16 protein-coding genes are annotated in these 21433 nt (G+C 57.4%); 10 read left to right on the top strand and 6 right to left on the bottom strand.

All coding sequences use genetic code 11. The annotated features are described in order from the left end of the window. Position 1: 1 nt before the first annotated feature. Positions 2-2818, bottom strand: coding sequence for a type VI secretion system Vgr family protein (locus tag B0G83_RS03990; RefSeq protein ID WP_105506094.1), 2817 nt, complete (start codon positions 2816-2818; stop codon positions 2-4). A gap of 672 nt (positions 2819-3490) precedes the next feature. On the opposite strand from B0G83_RS03990, the gene drt3a reads away from it, so the two are divergent. The 8 genes from drt3a to B0G83_RS03950 all read left to right on the top strand — a co-directional run bounded on the left by drt3a (position 3491) and on the right by B0G83_RS03950 (position 13717). Next, positions 3491-4720: an antiviral reverse transcriptase Drt3a gene (gene drt3a, locus B0G83_RS03985; RefSeq protein WP_105506093.1), complete on the top strand. Its 1230-nt coding sequence runs from the start codon at positions 3491-3493 to the stop codon at positions 4718-4720. Next, positions 4713-6269 (top strand): antiviral reverse transcriptase Drt3b, encoded by a 1557-nt coding sequence (gene drt3b / locus B0G83_RS03980; protein ID WP_105506092.1) that lies wholly within the window; start codon positions 4713-4715, stop codon positions 6267-6269. Before drt3a ends, drt3b begins: the two co-directional genes overlap by 8 nt. A gap of 35 nt (positions 6270-6304) precedes the next feature. Next, a complete protein-coding gene (locus B0G83_RS03975) occupies positions 6305-6961 on the top strand; it encodes a hypothetical protein (protein ID WP_146120149.1) in 657 nt (218 codons plus the stop codon). 757 nt (positions 6962-7718) lie between these two features. After that, complete coding sequence (locus tag B0G83_RS03970) at positions 7719-8189, top strand: hypothetical protein (RefSeq protein ID WP_105506090.1); 471 nt, start codon at positions 7719-7721, stop codon at positions 8187-8189. Positions 8190-8493: 304 nt separating this feature from the next. Beyond that, positions 8494-9225 (top strand): gluconate 2-dehydrogenase subunit 3 family protein, encoded by a 732-nt coding sequence (locus B0G83_RS03965; protein WP_105506089.1) that lies wholly within the window; start codon positions 8494-8496, stop codon positions 9223-9225. Continuing rightward, complete coding sequence (locus B0G83_RS03960) at positions 9225-11003, top strand: GMC family oxidoreductase (RefSeq protein ID WP_105506088.1); 1779 nt, start codon at positions 9225-9227, stop codon at positions 11001-11003. Before B0G83_RS03965 ends, B0G83_RS03960 begins: the two co-directional genes overlap by 1 nt. Then, on the top strand, positions 11000-12385 hold the full coding sequence (locus tag B0G83_RS03955) for a cytochrome c (RefSeq protein WP_105506087.1): 1386 nt from the start codon (positions 11000-11002) through the stop codon (positions 12383-12385). Before B0G83_RS03960 ends, B0G83_RS03955 begins: the two co-directional genes overlap by 4 nt. Positions 12386-12523: 138 nt before the next feature. Beyond that, positions 12524-13717: a porin gene (locus B0G83_RS03950; RefSeq protein ID WP_105506086.1), complete on the top strand. Its 1194-nt coding sequence runs from the start codon at positions 12524-12526 to the stop codon at positions 13715-13717. Positions 13718-13721: 4 nt separating this feature from the next. On the opposite strand, the gene B0G83_RS03945 is transcribed toward B0G83_RS03950, so the two are convergent. The 3 genes from B0G83_RS03945 to B0G83_RS03935 are packed head-to-tail and all read right to left on the bottom strand — an operon-like array spanning position 13722 to position 17968. Continuing rightward, entirely contained in the window at positions 13722-15146 is a 1425-nt protein-coding gene (locus B0G83_RS03945) for an FAD-binding oxidoreductase (RefSeq protein WP_105506085.1), read from the bottom strand. Positions 15147-15174: 28 nt separating this feature from the next. Continuing rightward, entirely contained in the window at positions 15175-16482 is a 1308-nt protein-coding gene (locus tag B0G83_RS03940; protein ID WP_105506084.1) for an MFS transporter, read from the bottom strand. Between the two features lie 55 nt (positions 16483-16537). Next, positions 16538-17968, bottom strand: a complete 1431-nt coding sequence (locus B0G83_RS03935; protein WP_105506083.1) for a sulfatase-like hydrolase/transferase — start codon at positions 17966-17968, stop codon at positions 16538-16540. A gap of 130 nt (positions 17969-18098) precedes the next feature. Between B0G83_RS03935 and B0G83_RS03930 the strand changes: the two genes are divergently transcribed. After that, the gene (locus B0G83_RS03930) at positions 18099-19049 is read left to right on the top strand and encodes a LysR family transcriptional regulator (RefSeq protein WP_105506082.1); all 951 of its coding nucleotides are present in this window, start codon (positions 18099-18101) and stop codon (positions 19047-19049) included. Between the two features lie 21 nt (positions 19050-19070). Here the strand turns inward: B0G83_RS03930 and B0G83_RS03925 are convergent, their stop codons facing one another. After that, complete coding sequence (locus B0G83_RS03925) at positions 19071-19922, bottom strand: helix-turn-helix domain-containing protein (protein WP_105506081.1); 852 nt, start codon at positions 19920-19922, stop codon at positions 19071-19073. 141 nt (positions 19923-20063) lie between these two features. Next, complete coding sequence (locus B0G83_RS03920; RefSeq protein ID WP_105506080.1) at positions 20064-20612, bottom strand: carboxymuconolactone decarboxylase family protein; 549 nt, start codon at positions 20610-20612, stop codon at positions 20064-20066. A 221-nt stretch (positions 20613-20833) separates the two neighbouring features. Between B0G83_RS03920 and B0G83_RS03915 the strand changes: the two genes are divergently transcribed. Continuing rightward, entirely contained in the window at positions 20834-21430 is a 597-nt protein-coding gene (locus B0G83_RS03915) for a molybdopterin-dependent oxidoreductase (RefSeq protein WP_105506079.1), read from the top strand. Positions 21431-21433 lie beyond the last annotated feature (3 nt).

The following is a 21433-nucleotide window of genomic DNA, read 5'->3' as shown; positions in this document are numbered from 1 at the left end:
ATTACCCTTTCGCGTCGAATACCTGAATGTGAGCGATGTGCATGGCGTCGCAAGCCAGCAGATCCGTCAGCCCTTCACTGTCGGATATGCCTGTGATTTTCTGACCATCGCGCAACGTGATTTCGTACGGACGATTCGGCACAGGGTGCGCTGCCGCGCTTCCGCTTTCGCCATCGCTCGATCTGCGCGTTTCGCCATCGGTGCCTGAGTAACGCAAGCGGAATTTCTGGTCTGCACCGGCGTTGCTGAATGCGGGTGGGCTCACGTGATCGGTATCAGGGTCGAGGAAATCGTGGCTGGCCGCATGAGCAACAAAAGATCCATTGGAGCCCACGCGAACACCGCCGCCGATCTGCAAATAGCTGCCGTCTTCCGCAACCAGCCGAATGGTTTTTCCGGAGACGATCACTTCATCGCCCTCCGAACTGACGTGGACAGTTTTCTGCCCTGTCACCGTCACCGAGTCCTGCTGTGCCTGCACGACGACCGGGCCATTGCCGGCGATCGCATGCACGCCCTCGCCCCGGCCAAACACATGGACGCCCTGCCCGGCCGATGCAAGCAACCGCTGTCCACTCACCAGTTGCAGGTTTTGCTGCGCGACCTGATCGATGTTCTCGCCCGCGTAGGTCACGTGCGTCCTGGGCGTGAGGTTCACTGAGCCGGCTTGCGCGCCTAACGCCATCAGGCCTTGTGAACGAGACGTGCCCTCCGATTTCCCTTCACCGACGCCGGGCGTCCATTCCTCGAAAGTCGACGCGACGGCATGCTGTCCCGATGCATCCGGCGACTGGCCGCCGTGTTGGCCCACGTAGTCGCCCAGTGACTTGAACAAATCCGAGCATTCGCCGAGCAGTTGAAGTAATTCGTCCCGATCGAGCTGACCACCGCTCGCCTGTGTGCGGGCATAGGTCGTCAGCAGAATGCCCTGCGCCGCCCGCAATGCGGCTGCCGCGTCCGTGCGCAGCTCGGCGCCTTCACCGCGATCCTGTCCATAGCCGTTGTCTCGCGGATGCGTCAGATACCCCAGGTTCAACTGCGAATCCCCATGCTGACTCGCCAGTTGCACGCTGATCTGCTGCGGCGTGTCGTCGAACCTCAGTTGCCCGCCGTAGCGGTTTCCCTTGATTTCCCGAGTCTTGACTCCGGACAGGTAACGGTTGCCCGGCAACGCGCCGGTATCGCTGAACCGTGTCGGCGTGTTCATGCCGTTCGATAGGACGCCCAGGATCACCAGACGGTCGGGATCTCCGCCGATGCTGCCCAACAGCACTTCCATTCCCGCGCGGGGGATGAATGTTTGTCCGAAGCTCTCGCCCGCCAGGCTTGAGGCAACGCGCAAGGGTGCGCTGTCGCAGGGAGAACCTTTTGTGCCGACGCCCTGTGCATGAGCATGATCGGCAGGATTCAGTCCTTGAATCTGCACGAAGATACGGCCAAGCTCATCACAGGTCACCTCGTCGCCCGCGGATGCGACCACGACGCCCGTTAGCAGGTGCGTCGGCGGCAGATCAACCGTGGGGTCGTACGCAGGCGTAAGCGGCACGCCGCGTCGCACGCAGGTGAAGGTGTTCTTGTAGCGCGTGTCCTGCTCGCGCGATATCGTCAGCACCGGCGTGGATGTCGGCGGAACAAGATGATGGCTCGCCTGGAACAGCGCCTGGGCCCGTTCTGTCAGCCCCTTCGGCAGGTTGTTCCAGACGTCGTGCGTGAGCGATGTGATCACGAACTGCCGCTTCTCCGCAGGCTGCATGTCGAGCCCAGGGTCGCCGGTCAGCGTGAACCAGTGGCCGACCGCGAGATCGCGTATGCCGCTGACTCCGTCGTACTGTTCGGCCTCGAATTGATGCGCGAGCATCCGGTCGCGTGTGATGCGGTCGTGATCTTTCCAGGAATCGCTGACATGCGGGATCTCGATTGTGACGTCGGTCAATAGTTTGGCGAGGTCGTTGCCCGATTCGCCTTGGTCGATTTTGGTTGATGCAACCGATTCGTCGACGCGGGCCTGTTTGTAATCCCATGACGGACGGCTCGTTTTTCCAGGGATCAGACGTTGGTGTAGCGCGAAGAGCGTGACCGTGTCGCGCTGTTCGGTTGCAGCGTCGCGCGGATGCAGACGAACCGTGCCTGCTGGCGCCTGCTTCAGTCGCATCGGGTTGTCGCAGAACACCAGTGTGTGCACGGGGGTGTCGTCGGCGATGCTGCTTTCCTTCGCGGGGCCCGCCTTGGCGAATACGGTGATGCCTTCGCGACGTAACAGTCGACGAATGAAAGCTGCGTCCGGTTCGTTTGCTTGTCGCGTGATATCGCGCGCGGGGCATCGGTTTGCGTCGAGCGTCGATAGGTCGAACTCGAATGCGCGGGCTAGCGTTGGACTACGTTGTCGCCATTCGCCTAGCAGAATCGCGAGAATGTCGATAACGGTCTTGCTGCGGAATAGTCGCGAGTTGGTGCGTTTTTCCATTAACGACAACGCGTCGCAGACCGTTAGTTGATAGACAGTGAGATCGCCGTCGCTTTGTCCTGTCTGCACATGCTTGATGATCGTGTTGATCGTGTGGAGTTGGCCACGGTCGGTGACGATTCGGACGGAGACAGGCAGGCCTATGAATAGTGTGGGAGAGAGATTGTCGTGGGCCGACACGCACGTGAGATGGCCGCGGATGCCGCTCATCAGGCTTTCGTGGAGGGTGGCGTGCTGGAGGGCTAGCAGGTGGCCTACAGTGCGTTGGGCTTGTCCGAAGTTCAACCCGACAGGACGGTTGTTCCAGTCGACCGCGCCAGTGGCAAAGCTTTTTAAGGTTTGGTTGGTGGACATAGGTTCCCGCCCCCTTGCTGGCAAGGCGTGTGACTAGACGGACAGATCAGAAGGGTGTCCGGCTTTGGACGAAACGACGACGCTCGATGTTATCGAGCGGCATATCGAATGAGGGAACAAGACTGCGGACAACGTGGCACGTGAAATTTGCGGCAGCGAAATCCGGGAGACGGTCGTCGTAGTGCGGCGGCTTTGGCTGCGCGGACAATTCCGCGTTGATCAGATTCTTATATTTAGTTTGCCCTCCGAAACGATTAGTCGATGATTCGTGCCTACTGTCCATTTGGCGGCCCCCTCTCCAATGTGATTTAGCTCACTTGATTGATGATTGAGCGTGAAATTCTAGACGGTCTTGAACCCAGTTCTGTAAAGATTGGTCAAGATTACGCGGATTATGCGGAATGGATAGTTCAGTGAAAGCGTCGGCAGGGAGTAGTGTAAAAAATTTCTGATGATGCCATCCGATGCAACCTGCACAAATACAAACTGAAGCACGCTTTCTGCCAATGTTCCTGTCGGCACCAGCTTTCGACTATAGTTAACCTAGCCAATCCATAAAATAATGCCAGATACATAAAATCTCTTCATGCGCATGCGACTTCGCGCCTGTTGCGTAACGAATCAACAGATTAAAATTCCTATCATTTAAAATATCAACCTATAATTTCACCAATGTTAGATCAAAATTTTTCAGGGCGAAATTTTCTCCGACTCACATCGAGAACGGATCCTCGAAGGCATCGGCTCGGCAGAAACAGGAGGCAATATCTCGAAACACTAAATCGCATCAGCGAAGCTGCGCTAAGCGACAGTTTCAAATTTTCGAGATTTGCAAAATCAAGCATTGGAAACGACCCAATATTTACAGTCACTAGCCGCGTAGACGAATATGTGCTGCGAAAGCTAAACGACAACTTGACTCGAATCTATAGAGTAAAGCAGGCTGCACGCGGACAAATCGTATCTCAAGTTGCGACCCTTCTCGCAGAGCAGGTTCCATTTACGGCGATAAAACTTGACATAAAAAAATTCTATGAGTCAATTCATCGAAAAACTCTTATAGAAAAAATATGTGCGGATACAGAGCCAAGTTTTCAAACAAAAAGATTTTTGAACTTGCTATTTCAGCCTGGTCGCCACTTCCCAGGAACTGGCCTCCCGCGCGGAGTCGGACTTAGTGCCACTTTATCTGAAATATATATGAAAAATTTCGACGAGGCGATGTCGACATTCGACGGCGTCTATTTTTATGCACGATACGTCGACGATATTATAATATTTACATGCGGCAACTCCACAGAAACAATCGAATTTGCCAAAAATAATCTTCCCGCCGGGTCTCACTTTAATGAAGTAAAAGAAAAAATTATTCATATAAATGAGTTTGGTTTTTCATCAAATAAAAACTCCTCCTCATTAGATTATCTTGGCTATACCTTCAATTTCAAGAAGAAGGGTGACAAGAAAAATGACCCTCAACTAACAATAGAAATAAGCAAGAAGAAAATTGATCGCATAAAAAATCGGATCATACTTTCACTAATATCCTATACAAGAAATTTAGATTTTGAATTGTGTCGGGATCGATTCGCATTCATCACAGGAAATTTCGTCATGGAAAGCGAAAAGACGAAGGGTAAATTATATTCCGGAATATATTATAACTACCACCTAATTAGCGAGTCATCTCATCAACAATTACGAGATCTGGACGAATTTTCCAGAAAAGTAATATTTTCAAGAAAAAATGGTTTCGGCCGGCGGTTATCATGCGTTTTGTCTGACCCAGGCCGAAGGGATTTGGCCAAATACTCGTTTGAAACCGGCTTCAAGGCAAAGATAGTCAAACACTTTTCTCCTGCTCGCCTCGTAAAAATCAAAGGGTGTTGGAAGCATGTCTAAATCATACAAAAAAATAAATTTCCGGAAAAGTGATTTTTTTCGCGTATTACTTACGGATACTTTGCCGTATGAGGTTCCGCTTCCGTTCTCAAATGACGGGTTCTACACACGAATTAGAAAAAACAGTATCAATCGTCTAGACGATGAAATTCGAAAACATTTTTTCGAAGTTGAGTCATTTACCATTCCATACAATTATAGAATACGGAAAGACGTTGACAGCGATCGCTCACTAAGTGTTATTCACCCCGCCACTCAACGCCGTTTTTGCGATTTTTATGCAAGGTACGACTCTTTGATTATTGGATTGTGTTCTCGGAGCACTTTTTCAATCCGCCGCCCCAAAAGAGTGGCCAGTCGATACTTCGAAAAATCACTTGGCTTTAATGCGAGCTCCGCAAGTTCGCCATCGGTTGAAACTGAACATGACGGATTCAGCAAACAATCGAAAATTGCATCCTCCTACTTTTCGTACCATCGTTATGGGTTAGTGCACAGATTTTACGATTCGATGGAATTTATAAATATTGAAAAAAAATTTAAACACCTTCGCACACTCGATATTTCAAAATGCTTCCATCATATCTACACTCACACAATAGCTTGGTCCGTTAAGAACAAAAAGTATGCAAAGAAATATCGAGGCGAATCTTTTGAAAATCAATTTGATAAGCTTATGCAACATTCCAACTACAACGAAACAAATGGAATTGTTATCGGACCGGAGATATCCAGAATATTTGCAGAAGTTATTTTTCAAAAAATAGATTTGCGCGTAAAAATTACCCTAACCGACCTCAACCTCCACGAAGACAGAGAATATGTAATTCGCAGATACGTCGACGACTTCTTCGTGTTCAGCAACGACGAAGATCATTTAAATACAATTGAAGATGTCGTCAGTGATGCCCTGGGAGAATACAAACTCTATTTGAACGCGTCAAAAACGATTAATTTGGATCGCCCCTTTACTTCAAGCATTTCCGCAGCTAAAGGGGACGCCGCGAAACTGGTGGAACGAATTTTTGAGCAACTTTGTGGAGTTCAATCACAAAGCGAAGGTTCGACTTCAACCACAGGGACAGCCGCCCCCCTTACTTTGACGCCAATAATGGCCGCGTCAAACACGACTTTACCTAACAACATTGATCTAAGTATCAATACTACAGGCATCGCGGAAACGTCAATCGCAATAGCAGAAACTTTTGAAGCCACTCCTATTGCGACAGGAGTCGCTAGTCCAATTGCCCCGGTTAATCTAATTTCACCTCCTACGGCTCCCCCTGCTGCTGCATCGACGGCAGAGCTATTTCCGCGTGCTGGAGCAAGGTGGCCAAAAGCGATTCGTAGTGTCGACGGCCTAGCTGTTACCTACATTAAAGAAATAAAAAACATGATTCTATCGAATAAGGCATCCTTTGATAATATCGCGACTTATTTAAATTCTGGAATTCTGCGACGGCTTGATAAAATGTTCCGAGGTGCAACTTATAGACAGTGCAACGAAAAATCAGCTCGCCATGCAGCCGATTTTCTTTTTTTATTCTAAAAGTACAATTTTTTGTCCTATCAATGTCTACGCGAGTGCATTCGACACATCAAATCGGAAAATTGATACTATTTGTAAAAGCATTTATTAAAGATGCGCCACGCGACATATCGGAAATTCTTAAAAAGTACATTTTTGACGACCTGATATTAATCGCCAAAAATATTTCTGATCACAATCGTGCAGGATCTGTGGAAGCCTGCAATATCATAATATTAGCCAAGTCGCTTGGCGAACTGTACGATCTGAGTGAAAAAGAGATTTGCCACATATTTGGAATCGACGACCGGACAATTGGAATCTTCAAATTCCCAAAAGATTATTTTGGATATTTTCAGATTGTCACCATCATATATTACATGGGGTCGGCGTCTATATTTAATGCCCTGCGCGATGCCGTAGTCGGATTTGTCGTAGAAATTCTGGACAAAGAGGATTCGATAGGCACTATTGGTTTGCGTTCTGACTGCGTTATGCTAACTATGGACCTTCTGCGGTGTCCGTTCCTATCCCAAGACCAAAAAACGCTCATTGCCCGAGCCATATTAAAGAAGCGAACACTTGACAATATTCACTCTCGCATAGCGGATTTCATTGCCACAGCGGCCGAAGGCGATTGGTTTTTTAGCTGGGAGGCAGATAGCGACCTGCGCTCACTGTTAATGAAAAAGGAGTTGAGGCCTGCGTATTAATCGTCGTATAATTTGCGCCGGGGTGCAGTTTGCCTGTGTTTCTAGGGCCGCGTTTAGCGCAATCCATCGCGATTTTTGCAATATGTACACTGCGGTTGGCGGATTAGAAGTTCTTCCGGCATTCAGGGTTGACGCGGTTTAGTCAATCCACGTACGAAACCCCCTCACTGCAGTTTCCGTGGTCAACGCTCGCAAAGCGAAACGCCATGGGAGGTGACGGGACACACGAGTGGACGTGCTGCACCCCACCCTCAAATTCTTTGCGACGGCGTATGGTCGTCCTTGCTTCGTAGGTGTCTGTGCAGCCAAGGCCGCTTTGCATTTCGGAGTTGGCGCTCCGCCTCTGCATCACTCAGACTCGCAAAAACGCTATCTGTCAAACGCAAGACTTGCGACTAAACTCCCTTTTCAAGCAATGCCACGCCGGCGCTCTGCAGTCAAAGCCTTATTGGCCCACCCACGCACCAATTGCGCCCGTCCGGTTGCTCACTTCTACCCCATGCTTCCTTATAATTTGTGAGCCATCGGGACACACCCGATGGTCGGGATTGGAAGCCCGTCGCCTCGAACCGCACAGTCGCTCACGCGGCTAGCTAGTGCGTTCACATCTGCGCGTCTAAATTCCAATGGGCGGGTGGTGGCAAGGGAGCCGCGAGGCTCGCCGGCTTGTTCGAGGCCTGGTCTTCCAACCTTGTCACTCGCCCGCTCACCATGCAGTATCGGGCGATTCTCGAAAAGCACCAGGGAGATATCAACCATGCCTACCAAATCCAACAACAAAAAGAACATCACCGCCCGCCCACCCGTCGACGCCCTCCAATACGAGAAACTCGCCCTCTCCGCCTTCGACCTCTGCCACCGGCAAATGCGTCAACTGGAAACTCTAACCACACTCGCGTCCACATTGTGTAGGAATCCTCCCATCACAATCGACGAGCGCCATCGACACCGCACCCTGCTCGAACTACTCGCCCACACCGGCGAGGAATATCAGCAACAGCTAGCCACCGACCTCGAGCTTTTCGGCGTGATCGCCCTCGACGCAAAGGGCGTCGCAAACAAAGAACTTACGGCGAAGCAAGCGGCCCACCTTCTGGCCAACGCAACCGAGATCGCAACTCGACCCTCGGCAGCGATCAAGACCACACCACGCAAACGCTCATCGGCAAAATGCGTATCGATCGTGAAGAAGGACCGTACGCATCGCTCGGTCGCCGTCCAGCACTAATCCAACTCTGCAGAGCGGCCAAGGGGCCGCTCGAAACCCCACCCGCCCCTCCGTCGCTTTTCCACATCACCGCTTCCAGCCCCAACCTCGACCATCCAAGACGCCAGCCAATCCCTTAACCCATTGATTTAAAACCCCTTACCCACTCAAAACCCTCATTACCTCACATCCCGAAACAGCTTATTGTAAAATCCCGGAAAGACTTTGGAACCGGTTCCATTTACCATGCGACAAAATGTGACCGAACCTCCCAAAGACTGCCTGGCAGCGCAATGACGCGCTCCAACCTGGTGACCAGAACAATATGTCTCAATCCCCTCTAAGCTCGCGCCGCGGCTTTTTGCGCACGGCGATAGTGCTGGTTCCGGCCAGCACACTGGCTGCTTGTGACAACAAGCAGCCCACCGCAACCGCAACGCAAAGCGCAAACCAAAGCCAAAGCCCCGCCGCCCAAACCACCCCCTACAAACCCAAATTCTTCGACGCCAAGGAATGGGCCTTCATCGAAGCCGCCGTCGACCGGCTGATCCCATCCGACGCGGAAGGCCCCGGCGCGCTCGAAGCCGGCGTCCCTGAGTTCATCGACCGTCAGATGGACACGCCCTACGCGCACGGCGCGCTGTGGTACATGCAAGGCCCCTTCGCCCAAGGCGCCCCGGAGCTCGGCTACCAGCTCAAGCTGGTCCCCCGCGACCTCTACCGCCTCGGCATCGCGGCCGTCAACGCGTACTGCACGAAAACCTACGCCCGCAGCTTCGATGCCCTCGACGCCCCCATCCGCGACACCGTCCTCGGCGCGCTGGAAAAAGGCAAGCTCGAACTCACCGATGTGCCCGCAACTACTTTCTTCGGCCAGCTCCTGCAGAACACGCGCGAAGGTTACTTCTGCGATCCGATCCACGGAGGCAATCGCGACATGGCCGCCTGGAAAATGATCGGCTTCCCCGGCGCGCGCGCCGATTTCATGGACTTCGTCAATCAGAACGGCGCGGCCTATCCGTATGGCCCCGTGTCGATCGGAGGAAAGCGCACCTGATGTCTACTCAAACCAAACCGCACGTCGACGCGGTCATCGTCGGCTTCGGCTGGACCGGTGCGATCCTCGCGAAAGAGCTCACCGAGGCCGGCCTGAACGTGGTCGCACTCGAACGCGGCGAGTATCGCGACACCTATCCGGACGGCGCGTATCCGAACACGATCGACGAACTGACCTACAACGTCCGCAAAAAACTGTTCCTCGATCTGTCGAAGACCACCGTCTCGATCCGTCACAACATCGCCGAAACCGCGCTGCCGTACCGGCAACTCGCGGCGTTTCTGCCGGGCGAAGGCGTCGGCGGTGCGGGTCTGCACTGGTCGGGCGTGCACTTTCGCATCACGCCGGAAGAACTGAATCTGCGCAGCCACTACGAAGCACGCTACGGCAAGCGCTTCATTCCGGAAGGCATGACGATCCAGGACTACGGCGTCACTTACGACGAACTCGAACCGCATTTCGACTTCGCCGAAAAAGTATTCGGCACCTCGGGCCAGGCCTATAAAGTCAACGGCAAGGTCGTCGGCGACGGCAACATATTCGAAGCGCCGCGCAGCGACAATTTCCCGCTCGCCGCGCAGTTGAACACCTATTCCGCCGAGCGTTTCGGCAAAGCCGCGCGCGAGCTTGGTCTGAATCCGTACCGTCTACCCTCGGCGAATACGTCAGGTCCGTACACGAACCCATACGGCGTGCAAATGGGACCGTGCAACTTCTGCGGCTTCTGCAGCGGCTACGCGTGCTACATGTACTCGAAGGCATCGCCGAATCTGAACATTCTGCCCGCGCTCAAACCGCTGCCGAATTTCGAATTGCGCTCGCGTTGCCACGTGTTGCGCGTGGATCTCGACGATACAAAAAAACGCGCCAAGGGCGTGACGTATGTCGATCCCGCAGGCAACGAAGTGTTCCAGCCCGCCGATCTCGTGATCGTCGCGGCGTTCCAGTATCACAACGTGCATCTGCTTTTGCTGTCGGGCATCGGCAAGCCTTATGACCCGGTCTCGGGCGAAGGCGTCGTGGGCCGCAATTTCGCGTACCAGAACCTGTCGACGATCACCGCGTTCTTCGATAAAGACACCTTCACCAATCCGTTCATCGGCGCGGGCGGCAACGGCGTCGCGGTCGACGACTTCAACGCCGACAACTTCGATCACGGCCCGCTGGGTTTCGTCGGCGGTTCGCCGTTGTGGGTGAATCAGGCGGGCACCAAGCCGATCAGCGGCATCGCCACGCCGGCCGGTACGCCGAACTGGGGCGTGGACTGGAAGAAGTCGGTGAAAGACCACTACGCGCACACCATTTCCATGGACGCGCACGGTTCGAACATGTCGTACCGCGACGTGTTCCTCGACCTCGATCCGACCTATCGCGACTCGTACGGTCAGCCGCTGCTGCGCATGACCTTCGACTGGAAAGACAACGACATCAAAATGGCCCGCTACGTGACCGGTCAAATGCACAAGATCGCGCAGCAGATGGGACCGAAGTCGATCAACGTCTACACGCGCGAATTCGGCGCGCACTTCGACTCACGCCGTTATCAGACCACGCACCTGGTGGGTGGCGCGGTGATGGGCACGGACCCGAAGACGAGCGTGTTGAACCGCTATCTGCAAAGCTGGGACGTGCATAACGTGTTCGTGATGGGGGCGTCGGCGTTTCCGCAAGGCATCGGCTACAACCCGACGGGCCTCGTCGCCGCGCTGGCCTACTGGTCGGCAAAAGCGATCCGCACGCAGTATCTGAAGAACCCCGGACCGTTGGTTAGCGTATGAAGAAGATGATCGAAATCCAACGCGTCGCGTGGGCTATCAAACGTGCGAGAGCGGCGTCGCTGTGCGTAGCGGCGGCAATGAGCGCACCGTTCGCGGTGCACGCGGCGACGGCTCAATCGCAACCGCAATCGCAACGACAAGCCGACGCGGCCCTCATCGCTCACGGCGAATACCTCGCCCGCGCCGGCGATTGCATCGCGTGTCATTCCACGCCGGCAGGAAAACCCTTCGCAGGCGGCCTGAAATTCGACACGCCGATCGGCGCGATCTACTCCACCAACATCACGCCGGACCGCACCACCGGCATTGGCTCGTGGACCTTCGCGCAGTTCGATCGCGCGGTGCGGGCGGGCGTGAAGCCGAACGGCGACACGTTGTACCCGGCCATGCCATACCCGTCGTACGCGCGTCTGACCGAAGACGACATGCACGCGCTGTACGCGTATTTCACGCAGGGCGTCGCGCCGGTCAACCAGGCGAACCGTGCCGTCGATATCGTCTGGCCGCTGTCCATGCGCTGGCCGCTCGGCATCTGGCGTCACCTGTTCGCACCGGAACCGGCCACGTTCGACGCAACGCACTACGCCGACCCGGTCGTCGCACGCGGCGCGTACCTCGTGCAAGGCCTCGGCCACTGCGGCGCGTGCCACACGCCGCGCGCGGTGACGATGCAGGAACGTTCGCTGACCGATCTCGACGGCGCCGAGTTCCTCGCGGGCGGCGCTACCATCGACGGTTGGGTTCCATCGAGCCTGCGCGCCAATCCGCGCACCGGCATCGGCGCATGGAGCGAAGCGGACCTCGTGCAATTCCTGAAAACGGGCCGCACTCAGCACAACGCGGCATTCGGCGGCATGACGGACGTCGTGCAGCACAGCATGCAGCACCTGAGCGACGCCGACCTCACCGCGATCGCGCGATATCTGAAGACGCTGCCGTCCACCGATCCGAAGGAAACGCCATACGCGTATAGCGACAGCGCCGCGCACGCACTGCGCACCGGCGACGCCACGGCACCCGGCGCGGCCGTCTATCGCGACAACTGCACGGCCTGCCATCGCAGCGACGGTCGCGGCTACAACCGCGTGTTCCCGGCACTCGGTGGCAACCCGGTCGTCCAGGGTAAGGACGCGACGTCGCTGATTCATGTCCTGCTCACCGGCAGCACGCTAGAAGGCACGAAAACCGCGCCGTCCTCGTTCACGATGCCGCCGTTCGGCTGGCGTCTGAACGATCAGGAAGTCGCGGACGTCACCAACTTCGTGCGCACGAGTTGGGGCAATACCGGTTCGACGGTCAGCGCGTCCGACGTCGCAAAGATCCGCAAGACCGTCAGCGTGCACGCGCCTGAAATGCCACCGGGTGCTTCGCTGAGTCACTAACCGGGTCACCAACGCAATTCCCCGCGTCACCACGAACCCGCTCCGTCGCGAGAAGGAGCGGGTTCGCGTGTGCGCGGCAAAAAGAGAAATCGCCATCAGGCGACCTGAGATAGACGTTCCAACCGAGCTATTACCACGATGAAAAAGCAATGGATTGCCGCCCCTCTGATGTTGTCTTTCGCCGGCATTGCGTCCGCGCAGAGTTCCGTGACGCTGTACGGCATCGTCGATGCGGGTATCTCGTATCGCAGCAGTGAACGCACCGGCACGACCGGCAACTACAGTGGCCATTCGAACCTCGCGGCGACGAGCGGCAACCTGTCCGGCAGCCGCTGGGGCGTCAAGGGTCAAGACGATCTGGGCGGTGGCTGGAAAGCGCTGTTCCAGTTGGAGGACGGTTTCGACATCACGAACGGCAAGACCGGCCAGAACGGCGGATTGTTCGGCCGTCAGGCGTACGTGGGGATCGGCAACCAGCAATACGGCACGATCACGCTGGGCCGTCAGTACACCTCGTTGAACGACTTCGTGGCGCCCGTTGCACCGGTCGCGCTGGACGGCGGCTACGGCGCGCATCCCGGCGACATCGACGATCTCGATCAGACCGCACGCGTCAACAACTCGATCAAGTACACGAGCGCGAATTACGCGGGCTTCACGTTCGGCGCGTTATATGGATTCGGCGGTCAACCGGGCAGCCTGAAGCAGCAGAACACGTGGAGCGTGGGCGCCGGCTATGCGAACGGACCCCTGCACGTGGGCGTGGGTTATGAACGTTCGGACAACAGCAAGAGCGGCCCGAAAGACAGCACCTACGGCAAATGGAACGGCACCGACGACGGTCTGTTCAATTCCTCGATCAACGAAGGCTACGCGAGCGCGCAATCGCAGCAGATCATCGCGACCGGCGCGACGTACGATTTCGGCCCGGCGCTCGTCGGCGTGAACTACAGCAACGTGCAATATCGTTCAGGCGCCGACTCGCTGTTCAAGGGTCACGCGACCTTCAACATTGCGGGCGTGTTCGGTCAATGGACGATCCGACCGGCCGTGCAACTGTTCGCGGGCTACAGCTACACGCGCGGCGGCGAGGTGGACGGCGTGGATGAGCGCGCGCAATATCACAACGTCACGCTCGGCGCGCAAGTCAACCTGTCGAAGCGCTCGACGGTCTATCTGATGGGCGGCTATCAGCACGCGTCCGGCGGCACGCTGGACGCGCTGGGCAATCCGGTCGCCGCCACCGCATCGGTCAGCGACAAGGGCAATAGCCACTCGTCGTCGACCCAGTCGCAGGCGATTGTCAGCATCGGTTTGCGCCACAAGTTCTAATCGTTCAGTGCGGCGCCAGCGTGGTGGATTGAGCGCCGCCGTGCGAGTTGTCCGGCGCGATCACGCGTGCGTCGTTCAGAATGCCGCACGGGTCGAGCAGGGTTTTAAGTTTGCGCATCAGATCGGTCTCCGCCGTCGAGCGGCTCAGATGCAAAAACTCCTGCTTGACCACGCCGATACCGTGTTCGGCGGAAATGCATCCATTGGCTTTTTGCACTTGCTCGTAGACGAGTGTTTCGACTTTGTGCATGTCGGCCGCGTTCGCATACGGACCTGATAGCAGATGCAGATTGCCATCGCCGAGATGGCCGAAGAACAAATGCGTCTGCTCGGGGAAACGCGACGTCAAAGCTTGTTTGATCGCCGTGACGAAGCCGTCCATTTCGATCATCGGCAAGCCCACGTCGAACGCGGCGTGAGGTTTCAGACGGCTCAGCAATTCGCCCACGGTCTCCCGATACGCCCACAGTTGCCGCGCGTGATCGAGCGATTGCGCGACGATCACGTCATCCACGATTTCGTTTTCCAGCGCGTATTCCAGTACCTCTTCGAGCGCCTTGCGCTCGCTCTCTTCCGAGCCGCCCAGCGTTTCGACAAGCACATACACGGGTGAACGTGTGGCGAACGGCGCTTTGAGTCCGCCTATGTCCATCGCCGCGGACATGAAGTCGTCCCACATCAATTCGAACGACGACAACGCCGGCAAACGGCGGCGCAGTTCTTTCAGCAAACGCGTCGCGGCATCGAACGAACCGAGCGCACAGAGTGCGGTATTCGCGACCGTCGGCTTCGGTTCGAGTTTCAGCACGAGGCGCGTAATCACGCCGAGAATCCCTTCCGAGCCGATGAACAACTGCTTCAAATCGATGCCCGTGGTGTTCTTGGTGACCTTGTTCATCATCGTCAACACGGTGCCGTCCGCGAGCGCCACTTCCATGCCGAGAATCAGATCGCGCATTACCCCGAATCGCACCACGCGATTGCCGCCCGCATTGGTGGCCGCATTGCCGCCGATCTGACACGAGCCACGCGCGCCGAGATCGAGCGGAAAGAACCACCCTTGCGCTTCGACGTGGGTCTGCAACTGCTCCAGCGCGACTCCGGCCTGCACGGTGATCGTGCCGCCAACGTGGTCGAACTCTTCGATCGCATTCATTTTCGCGAGCGACATCGCGACCTCGCCGTCCCGCGGCGTCGCGCCGCCCGCAAGGCCGGTCAAGCCGCCCTGCACGACGACTTTCTGCCGCAGCGCCGACAGCACGCCGAGCGCGCGCGCCACTTCGTCGGGCGCGCGTGGCGTCAGCACGAGCGGCGGCCGCCGTTTTTCCGTATCGCTCCAGTCGCCCGCATGCGCGTCCAGCACGCCCGGGTCTAGCGACACGCATTGATCGCCCAGTTGTTCAACGAGTGCCTGCTGTAAGTCCGTCATATAGTCTATGTGCCGTGTCATCCAACAATCAGCCTTGTTCTGCGACGCGCCCGAGCTGGCCGCCGAAACGCTTCAATCCCAAGCCAGCGACGAGCGCAATCACCGCGACGCCGGTCAGAAACAATCCGGGCGCCGCCGCCGAGCCAGTCTTGTGCAACAACTGCGTCACGACCAGCGGCGTAATGCCCGTAAAAATCACTGTAGCAAGATTTAGTGATAACGCAATGCCACTGAAACGTACGGGCGTGGGAAACAGATCCGCCAGCAGGTACGCATACGACCCGTTGACCAGACCGCCGACGAAGCCGATCACCACGAACGCCGCCACCGGATCGATCTGATGCGCGGCGATCAGGCGATAGAACGGATAGCTGCCGGCCAGCATGAGGACCGAGCCAATCCGGTGCCAATGGCGCGACGGCAGCCGATCGCCGAGCCACGCGAAGAACAGCAACGACGCGGACATGGTCGCGATCCCGATGTTCTGCCCGGCGCTCGCGAGACTCGGCGAAACGTGCAGCACGGCCGTCATGTACGAAGGCAGCACCACGAACAGCAAACTGTTCGACGCGTTGACGATGCCCGCCACGCCGACGCCCACGGCCACCTGCTTCGGATACTCGCTGAGCACGATCCGGAACGGCCGCTTGACCTTATGACTGCGCAGCCGCTGAAATTCCGTCGACTCTTCGAGCGACGTGCGCAACCAGTAAGAGACGAGCCCAATCACCCCGCCGAAGATAAACGCGATCCGCCAGCCGAACGCCAGCACGGACTCGGCGCTCAAGCCCGCATGCAGCGCGAGGCTGATCAGCGTGGCCGTCAGCACGCCCGAGTTCAAACAGAAGATCACGAGTCCGCTAACGAGGCTCGCCCGCTGCGGAATCTCTTCCACCACATACGTAATCGAACACGGCAATTCACCGGCGAGGAAGAAGCCTTGCGCGAGCCGCAGCAGAATCAGCAGAACCGGCGCCATCACGCCGATCGATGCATACCCGGGAATCAGGCCGATGCCGATCGTGGAGGCCGACATCGCGAGCACGGAGACCAGAAAAACCAGCCGGCGGCCGAAGCGATCGCCGAGACTGCTGAGCACGATGCCGCCAAGCGGCCGCGACACATAACCGATGGCGAACACACCGAACGTGCTGATTAACGATGCGATCGGATCGGCGGCCGGAAAGAACTGCCGCGAGATTTCGCGGGCAAACACACCGTAAATGATGAAGTCGTAGATTTCCAGCGATCCTCCGAGGCTCGCGAGAATGACTGTCTTCCAACGGGTTTGGCGCGCGGGCTCATGCGCCGCCGCTGCCAGGTCTGCCGAGGCCATCGGGTTGTCTCCTGCCAATTATTTTGTTGTGTTCAAGCGGCGGTCCGGCCGCGAATCACGCCACGGGCACGGGCGTCGCGGCGGGCGTGCCGGTTTGCAAAGCGGCTTCACGGCCACCGAAGGCCTGAATCAGCCGATCCTGATCGGCTTTCGCGAGCCTGTCCACCCCTTCGGGATCAAGCAGTTCGCGCAAATGCTTCTCGAACGAAGCCAGCACCGGCGCGTACTCCGGCAGTCCTGCGAGATCGTGCAATTCTTGCGGATCGCGGCGCAGATCGAACAACTCGGGCCGCAAGCCGACGTAATGGTGGTACTTGTAGTCGGCATTCGCCAGCATGTAGGCGGCTGTTTCCGAGCCGACCGCGTGGTACTCGCTGAACGCCAGCCGGTCGGGTCGAGCCGGTGCGTTGGCGAGTTTCGCGAGCGACTCGCCTGGGCTCGCGTTAGCGGGCGCCATGCATCCGGTGCGCTCAAGAATCGTGTTCTGAATGTCGATCAACGACACCGGCGTTTCGCACACCTTGCCGCGCGGAATGCCTGCGCCCGCAACGATCATCGGCACGCCGGTCGACTCGCGGTACATCAGGCATTTGTTCCACATGCCGCGCTTGCCGAGGTTATCGCCGTGATCGCTGCTGTAGATGATCGTGGTCGACTCGTCGAGACCGTTGCCCTTGAGCGCCGCGAGAATCTTGCCGACCTGCGCGTCGAGGAACGTAACCAGGCCGAAATAACAGGCCATTGCGAGGCGGCGGCGCTCGTCGGTGCCGATAGCGGCGTCGTGATCCATGTGAATCGCCTGACGCTCGACCCACGGATGCCGGACATAGCCGCTCGACGGCTGCAACGGCGGCAATTCAATACTGGCGGGATCGTAGAGATCGAGATATTCCTGCGGCACGATCAGCGGGAAATGCGGTGCAACGAGTCCCGCGAATAGCACCCAAGGCTTCGTATCGTCGCGCGGCTCGCCGAGCCAGTCGACCGCCGCATCGGCGACCCGCATGTCGAAGCGGTTGTAGTTCGACAGGCCCGGGCCGATCTTGTCGTAAAGCGGCGAACGTCCCATGGTCCGCAGCAACGGATTGCGCACGGAGCCCCACACCTGACCGATGCCATCGAGAATATGTACCGCATGCAGCTGTTGACGAAAACCGACCGGCGCCGCCTCGTTCCTGTAGTGCAGCTTGCCGATCGAATCCGCGACCATGCCGTCGTGCGTCAGGTACTGTGCCCAGCCGGGCGTGCTGCCGTCGTACGCAATCGCGTTGTCCCAGCAGCGAATGTCGTGCACGTACCGGCCCGTTGCGAGACTCGCGCGGGCCGGCACGCAAATCGGCGACGGCGTATAGGCGTTGCCGAAACGCGTGCCGCGCGCGGCGAGTGCGTCCAGATTCGGCGTGTGAATGAACGGATGGCCGGCGCATCCCATCAGGTCGTGCTGATGCTCGTCCGACAAAATGAACAATACGTTCGTGGCTTTCATGGTGGGGATGTCCGGGCGCGCTATGAATGCGGCTGTCTCCTGAGCTTAATCATGGTCCGTCAGCGCATGACAAGCAATTGACATTTTGTCGAAAGCGCATAACCATCAGTTATTCGCCAGGAGGAGCGCCGTGGACCCGATCGAGCGATTTTTTCAGGCTGGATTGAAGCTGAATCATCTGCGGTTGCTCACGCTATTCGACAGCCTTGGGCAGATCCGGCTCGTTGCAGAGAAGCTGAATGTGACGCAACCGGCCATCTCCAAGCAGCTCGCCGAACTGGAGGCCGGACTCGGCGTGTCGGTCATGACGCGAGTCGGCAACCGGCTTCAGCTGACCGTCGTCGGCGAAACACTCACCCGGCGCGCAAGGGAGGTGTTTCATCAGCTCGAACAGGCGCGCTATGAAGTGGATGCGCTGACCAGCGGCATATCCGGGAAGATTTCCGTGGGCGCGGTGGCGACGGTACTGCCGGTGTTCGCGCCGGAGTTGATTCTCGAGTTGAAAAGGCGCGCACCGCATGTGAATGTCGCGTTGCAGGAAGCGACCAGCGACCGGCTGTTTCCATTGCTCGCGAACGGATCGCTGGATTTCGTGTTGAGCCGCACCGAGCCGGTGGGATTCGGCAAAACCGAATTCGCATCTCACATCATCATGGACGATCCGATCGTCGTGGTATGTGGCCGCGATCATCCGCTGGCGAATCGAAGGACTGTCACACCGGAAGATCTCGCCGGGTTGCCGTGGATTCTGCCGCCTAAAGAAGCGCCTACGTTCCTCGCGTTGCAAAGTTGGCTCGGCGAATCTGGACTCGCGTTTCCAGATGGTTGCGTGCAATCCATCTCGTTGCAAACCAACGAGGCGATGCTCGCGAGTTACCCGTTTCTTGCGTTGATGCCGTTAGCGGTTGCACGCAAGCGTGCGAGCCGCGCCGGGCTCGCGATTCTCACGATGCCGGGTGCAAGGTTTCTGGAGACGGTGCAGTTGTTTTATAGCAGCGAATCGGTAAATCCGGTGCTGCCTGCTGCGCTCGAATGTGTCGCTGCGGTGCAGGAGCGGTTGCGGCGGCCGGTGGTGGATTGAGGCGATCGCGGTTTGGCGCGATTACGCCCGTGCTTTCGTTTTCTTGTCGAGCATTTGCAGGTGAAGCACTTCGGTCTCGTCGTCCGCAGGGAACATGCATTCAATCCGTAGTTCCTGCGCCGCGATGGTTTGCGGCGTGCCGACGCTCGTGACCATCGAAAAATAGTTCATCACGCGGCCGTCTTTGATGAAGCCCATGGGTATCACCGGCATGGAGGCAGACTCAGTTTTTTGCGCGTCGCCAGGTTGCAACGTCGCTTCCACTTCGGGATACGCACGCAATGCATCCAGCAATTCTCGCGTCCTGTCGTCGATCACTCGCCCGACCGATTCTCGATACACGCGTTGAATCAAACTATCCGCCACTGCTTTCCAATCGGACACGAACGGCCGCATGCCCTCGGGGTCGAAAATCAGATGCAGCATGTTGCGCGGCTCCTTGCGCGCCGCCATGTCGATAAAGCAATTGAAAAAACGCGGCGCGGACTCGTTCGTCATCAGCACATTCCAGTAACGGTCCATGACGATAGCGGGAAACGGTTCATGCTGCCGCAGCATACGGTCGAGCGCCTTCGTGACGCCGTGCATTTCCCGCGCATTCCAGGCGCTGTCGGCATACATCGGCGCATAGCCGGCCGCCAGCAGCAGCGTGTTGCGTTCGCGCAAGGGGATGTCGAGCGTCTGCGCGATATCCATCAGCATCTGCCGGCTCGGCACACTCCGCCCGCTTTCGATAAAGCTGATATGACGCTGCGAGACGCCCGCATTGAAGGAAAGGTCCAACTGGCTGATGCCGCGCATATCGCGCCAGTGACGCAACAACACGCCGAGATCATTCGGCGGTGCTCTTTTGCTGGGGTTCGGAGGGTTCATCGTGCTCTTATCCACCGGTCAATACATACGGAAGCGGTTCGGTGATCGGTTGACGCACGCAATCTTTCCACGTCAACCGATCGACCGAACCTTGCCGGTCAGCATACTACGCATCGCCCACCGGCTTTTTCCTGAGGGGACTCAGGCATGCCATGCGTGAACCTGGAATTGAGATTCCAGCGGCGGCTGCGTAATACTGCCCACGTAGTTCGTGATCGTCGATGCCGCCGTCACCGCCAGCAGTTCGAGCACTTGATCGCGACTAAAATCTGCTTCGAGAAATGCGCTCACGTGCTGCTCGTCGAGATGGCCGCGCTTTTCGATTGCGGTCTTCGCGAGCGTGGAAAGTGCGGCATGTCGACGATCCGCAGGCGCACGGCCGGCGCGAATTGCTTCGACGTCGTCAGGCGTGAGCCCTTCGTGCAGCGCCAGCGCCGTATGAAACGCAACCGCCCACGAACATGCGTTGGTCACTGCATTCGTCAAGAGCAGCGTCTGGATCTGCGCTTCCGTGAACGTACCGGAATGCACCTTCTGAAACAGGTTGATGAACGCGCCGATCAGCACGGGCGATTCAGCCATGGCGCCCGCGATGTTCGGGATAAAGCCGAAGGTCTGCTGAAGCTGCTGCAACACCGGCCGCGATTGTTCCGGCGCGGAGCTAAGGGTATGAACTTGAAACGTCGACATGATGTGTCCTCGATAGTGAACGCGGTTCAGGGTGAACGGCGCGACCACCGAAGATTAGGCCTGAGCGGAACGCTCGCCAATTACCTCGCATGTAATAGAAATTCGATATGCTCGGCATGAAAAACACGCATCGCACAGACAGCGCTTATTCCCCGACAATAGAGCATGCGACCAGTAAGCCGTACACGTCGCCCTCCAACCCAAAGCAGGGAGTCCACGCAATGAACAAACGCCAGTTCCTAACCCGCGCTGCCGTATTAAGCGCCACGGCAGCGCCCGCATTCGCCGCCAAACCCGCCCGTCACGAAGCCTGTCATGCGTCGCCCGTGGTGCTGACCATCAGCGGTTCGATCAAGCGCCACAATCGCGGCGCGCTCGATCCGGCATTCGATCAATTGCTCGCAAAGCACCAGGTGAAGTTCCCGGAAGCGTACGGCGTGGACTTTGCCTCGCTCGCCGCCATGCCGGCGGTGACGATCAAACCCACCACCGAATACGATTCCCACCAGCACGCATTGAGCGGCCCGCTCTTAACCGATGTACTCGAACACGTCGGCGCACCGAGTGCAGGCAGCACCCAAATCCTGATGCACGCGGTAGACGGCTACGCCGTGATGACCACGCTCGACAAAGTACGCGCGTATCGCTTCATCGTCGCCACCCAAATGGATGGAAAGCCGCTGCCCCTGGGTGGCGTAGGTCCGCTGTGGGCCATTTACGACGCCGACAACATCGCCGAACTGTCGAACAAGCCGCTCAAGGATCGCTTCGAGTTGTCGCCGTGGGGGCTGTACCACTTGCAGGTAACTGAAGCGTAATGC

Origin of the sequence: Paraburkholderia sp. BL21I4N1 (assembly GCF_002973525.1) — a bacterium.
Classification (GTDB): Bacteria; Pseudomonadota; Gammaproteobacteria; order Burkholderiales; family Burkholderiaceae; genus Paraburkholderia.
Note: the sequence above shows the minus strand (reverse complement) of the source record. Positions and strands in the feature narration are given on the sequence as shown.

Excerpts from the sequence above, each read along its gene's own strand:
- drt3a (WP_105506093.1), top strand. The coding sequence starts at position 3,491 with ATGTTAGATCAAAATTTTTCAGGGCGAAATTTTCTCCGACTCACATCG.
- B0G83_RS03970 (WP_105506090.1), top strand. The coding sequence starts at position 7,719 with ATGCCTACCAAATCCAACAACAAAAAGAACATCACCGCCCGCCCACCC.
- B0G83_RS03955 (WP_105506087.1), top strand. The coding sequence starts at position 11,000 with ATGAAGAAGATGATCGAAATCCAACGCGTCGCGTGGGCTATCAAACGT.
- B0G83_RS03915 (WP_105506079.1), top strand. The coding sequence starts at position 20,834 with ATGAACAAACGCCAGTTCCTAACCCGCGCTGCCGTATTAAGCGCCACG.
- B0G83_RS03965 (WP_105506089.1), top strand. The coding sequence starts at position 8,494 with ATGTCTCAATCCCCTCTAAGCTCGCGCCGCGGCTTTTTGCGCACGGCG.
- drt3b (WP_105506092.1), top strand. The coding sequence starts at position 4,713 with ATGTCTAAATCATACAAAAAAATAAATTTCCGGAAAAGTGATTTTTTT.
- B0G83_RS03935 (WP_105506083.1), bottom strand. The coding sequence starts at position 17,968 with ATGAAAGCCACGAACGTATTGTTCATTTTGTCGGACGAGCATCAGCAC.
- B0G83_RS03990 (WP_105506094.1), bottom strand. The coding sequence starts at position 2,818 with ATGTCCACCAACCAAACCTTAAAAAGCTTTGCCACTGGCGCGGTCGAC.
- B0G83_RS03960 (WP_105506088.1), top strand. The coding sequence starts at position 9,225 with ATGTCTACTCAAACCAAACCGCACGTCGACGCGGTCATCGTCGGCTTC.
- B0G83_RS03920 (WP_105506080.1), bottom strand. The coding sequence starts at position 20,612 with ATGTCGACGTTTCAAGTTCATACCCTTAGCTCCGCGCCGGAACAATCG.
- B0G83_RS03940 (WP_105506084.1), bottom strand. The coding sequence starts at position 16,482 with ATGGCCTCGGCAGACCTGGCAGCGGCGGCGCATGAGCCCGCGCGCCAA.
- B0G83_RS03925 (WP_105506081.1), bottom strand. The coding sequence starts at position 19,922 with ATGAACCCTCCGAACCCCAGCAAAAGAGCACCGCCGAATGATCTCGGC.
- B0G83_RS03945 (WP_105506085.1), bottom strand. The coding sequence starts at position 15,146 with ATGACGGACTTACAGCAGGCACTCGTTGAACAACTGGGCGATCAATGC.
- B0G83_RS03950 (WP_105506086.1), top strand. The coding sequence starts at position 12,524 with ATGAAAAAGCAATGGATTGCCGCCCCTCTGATGTTGTCTTTCGCCGGC.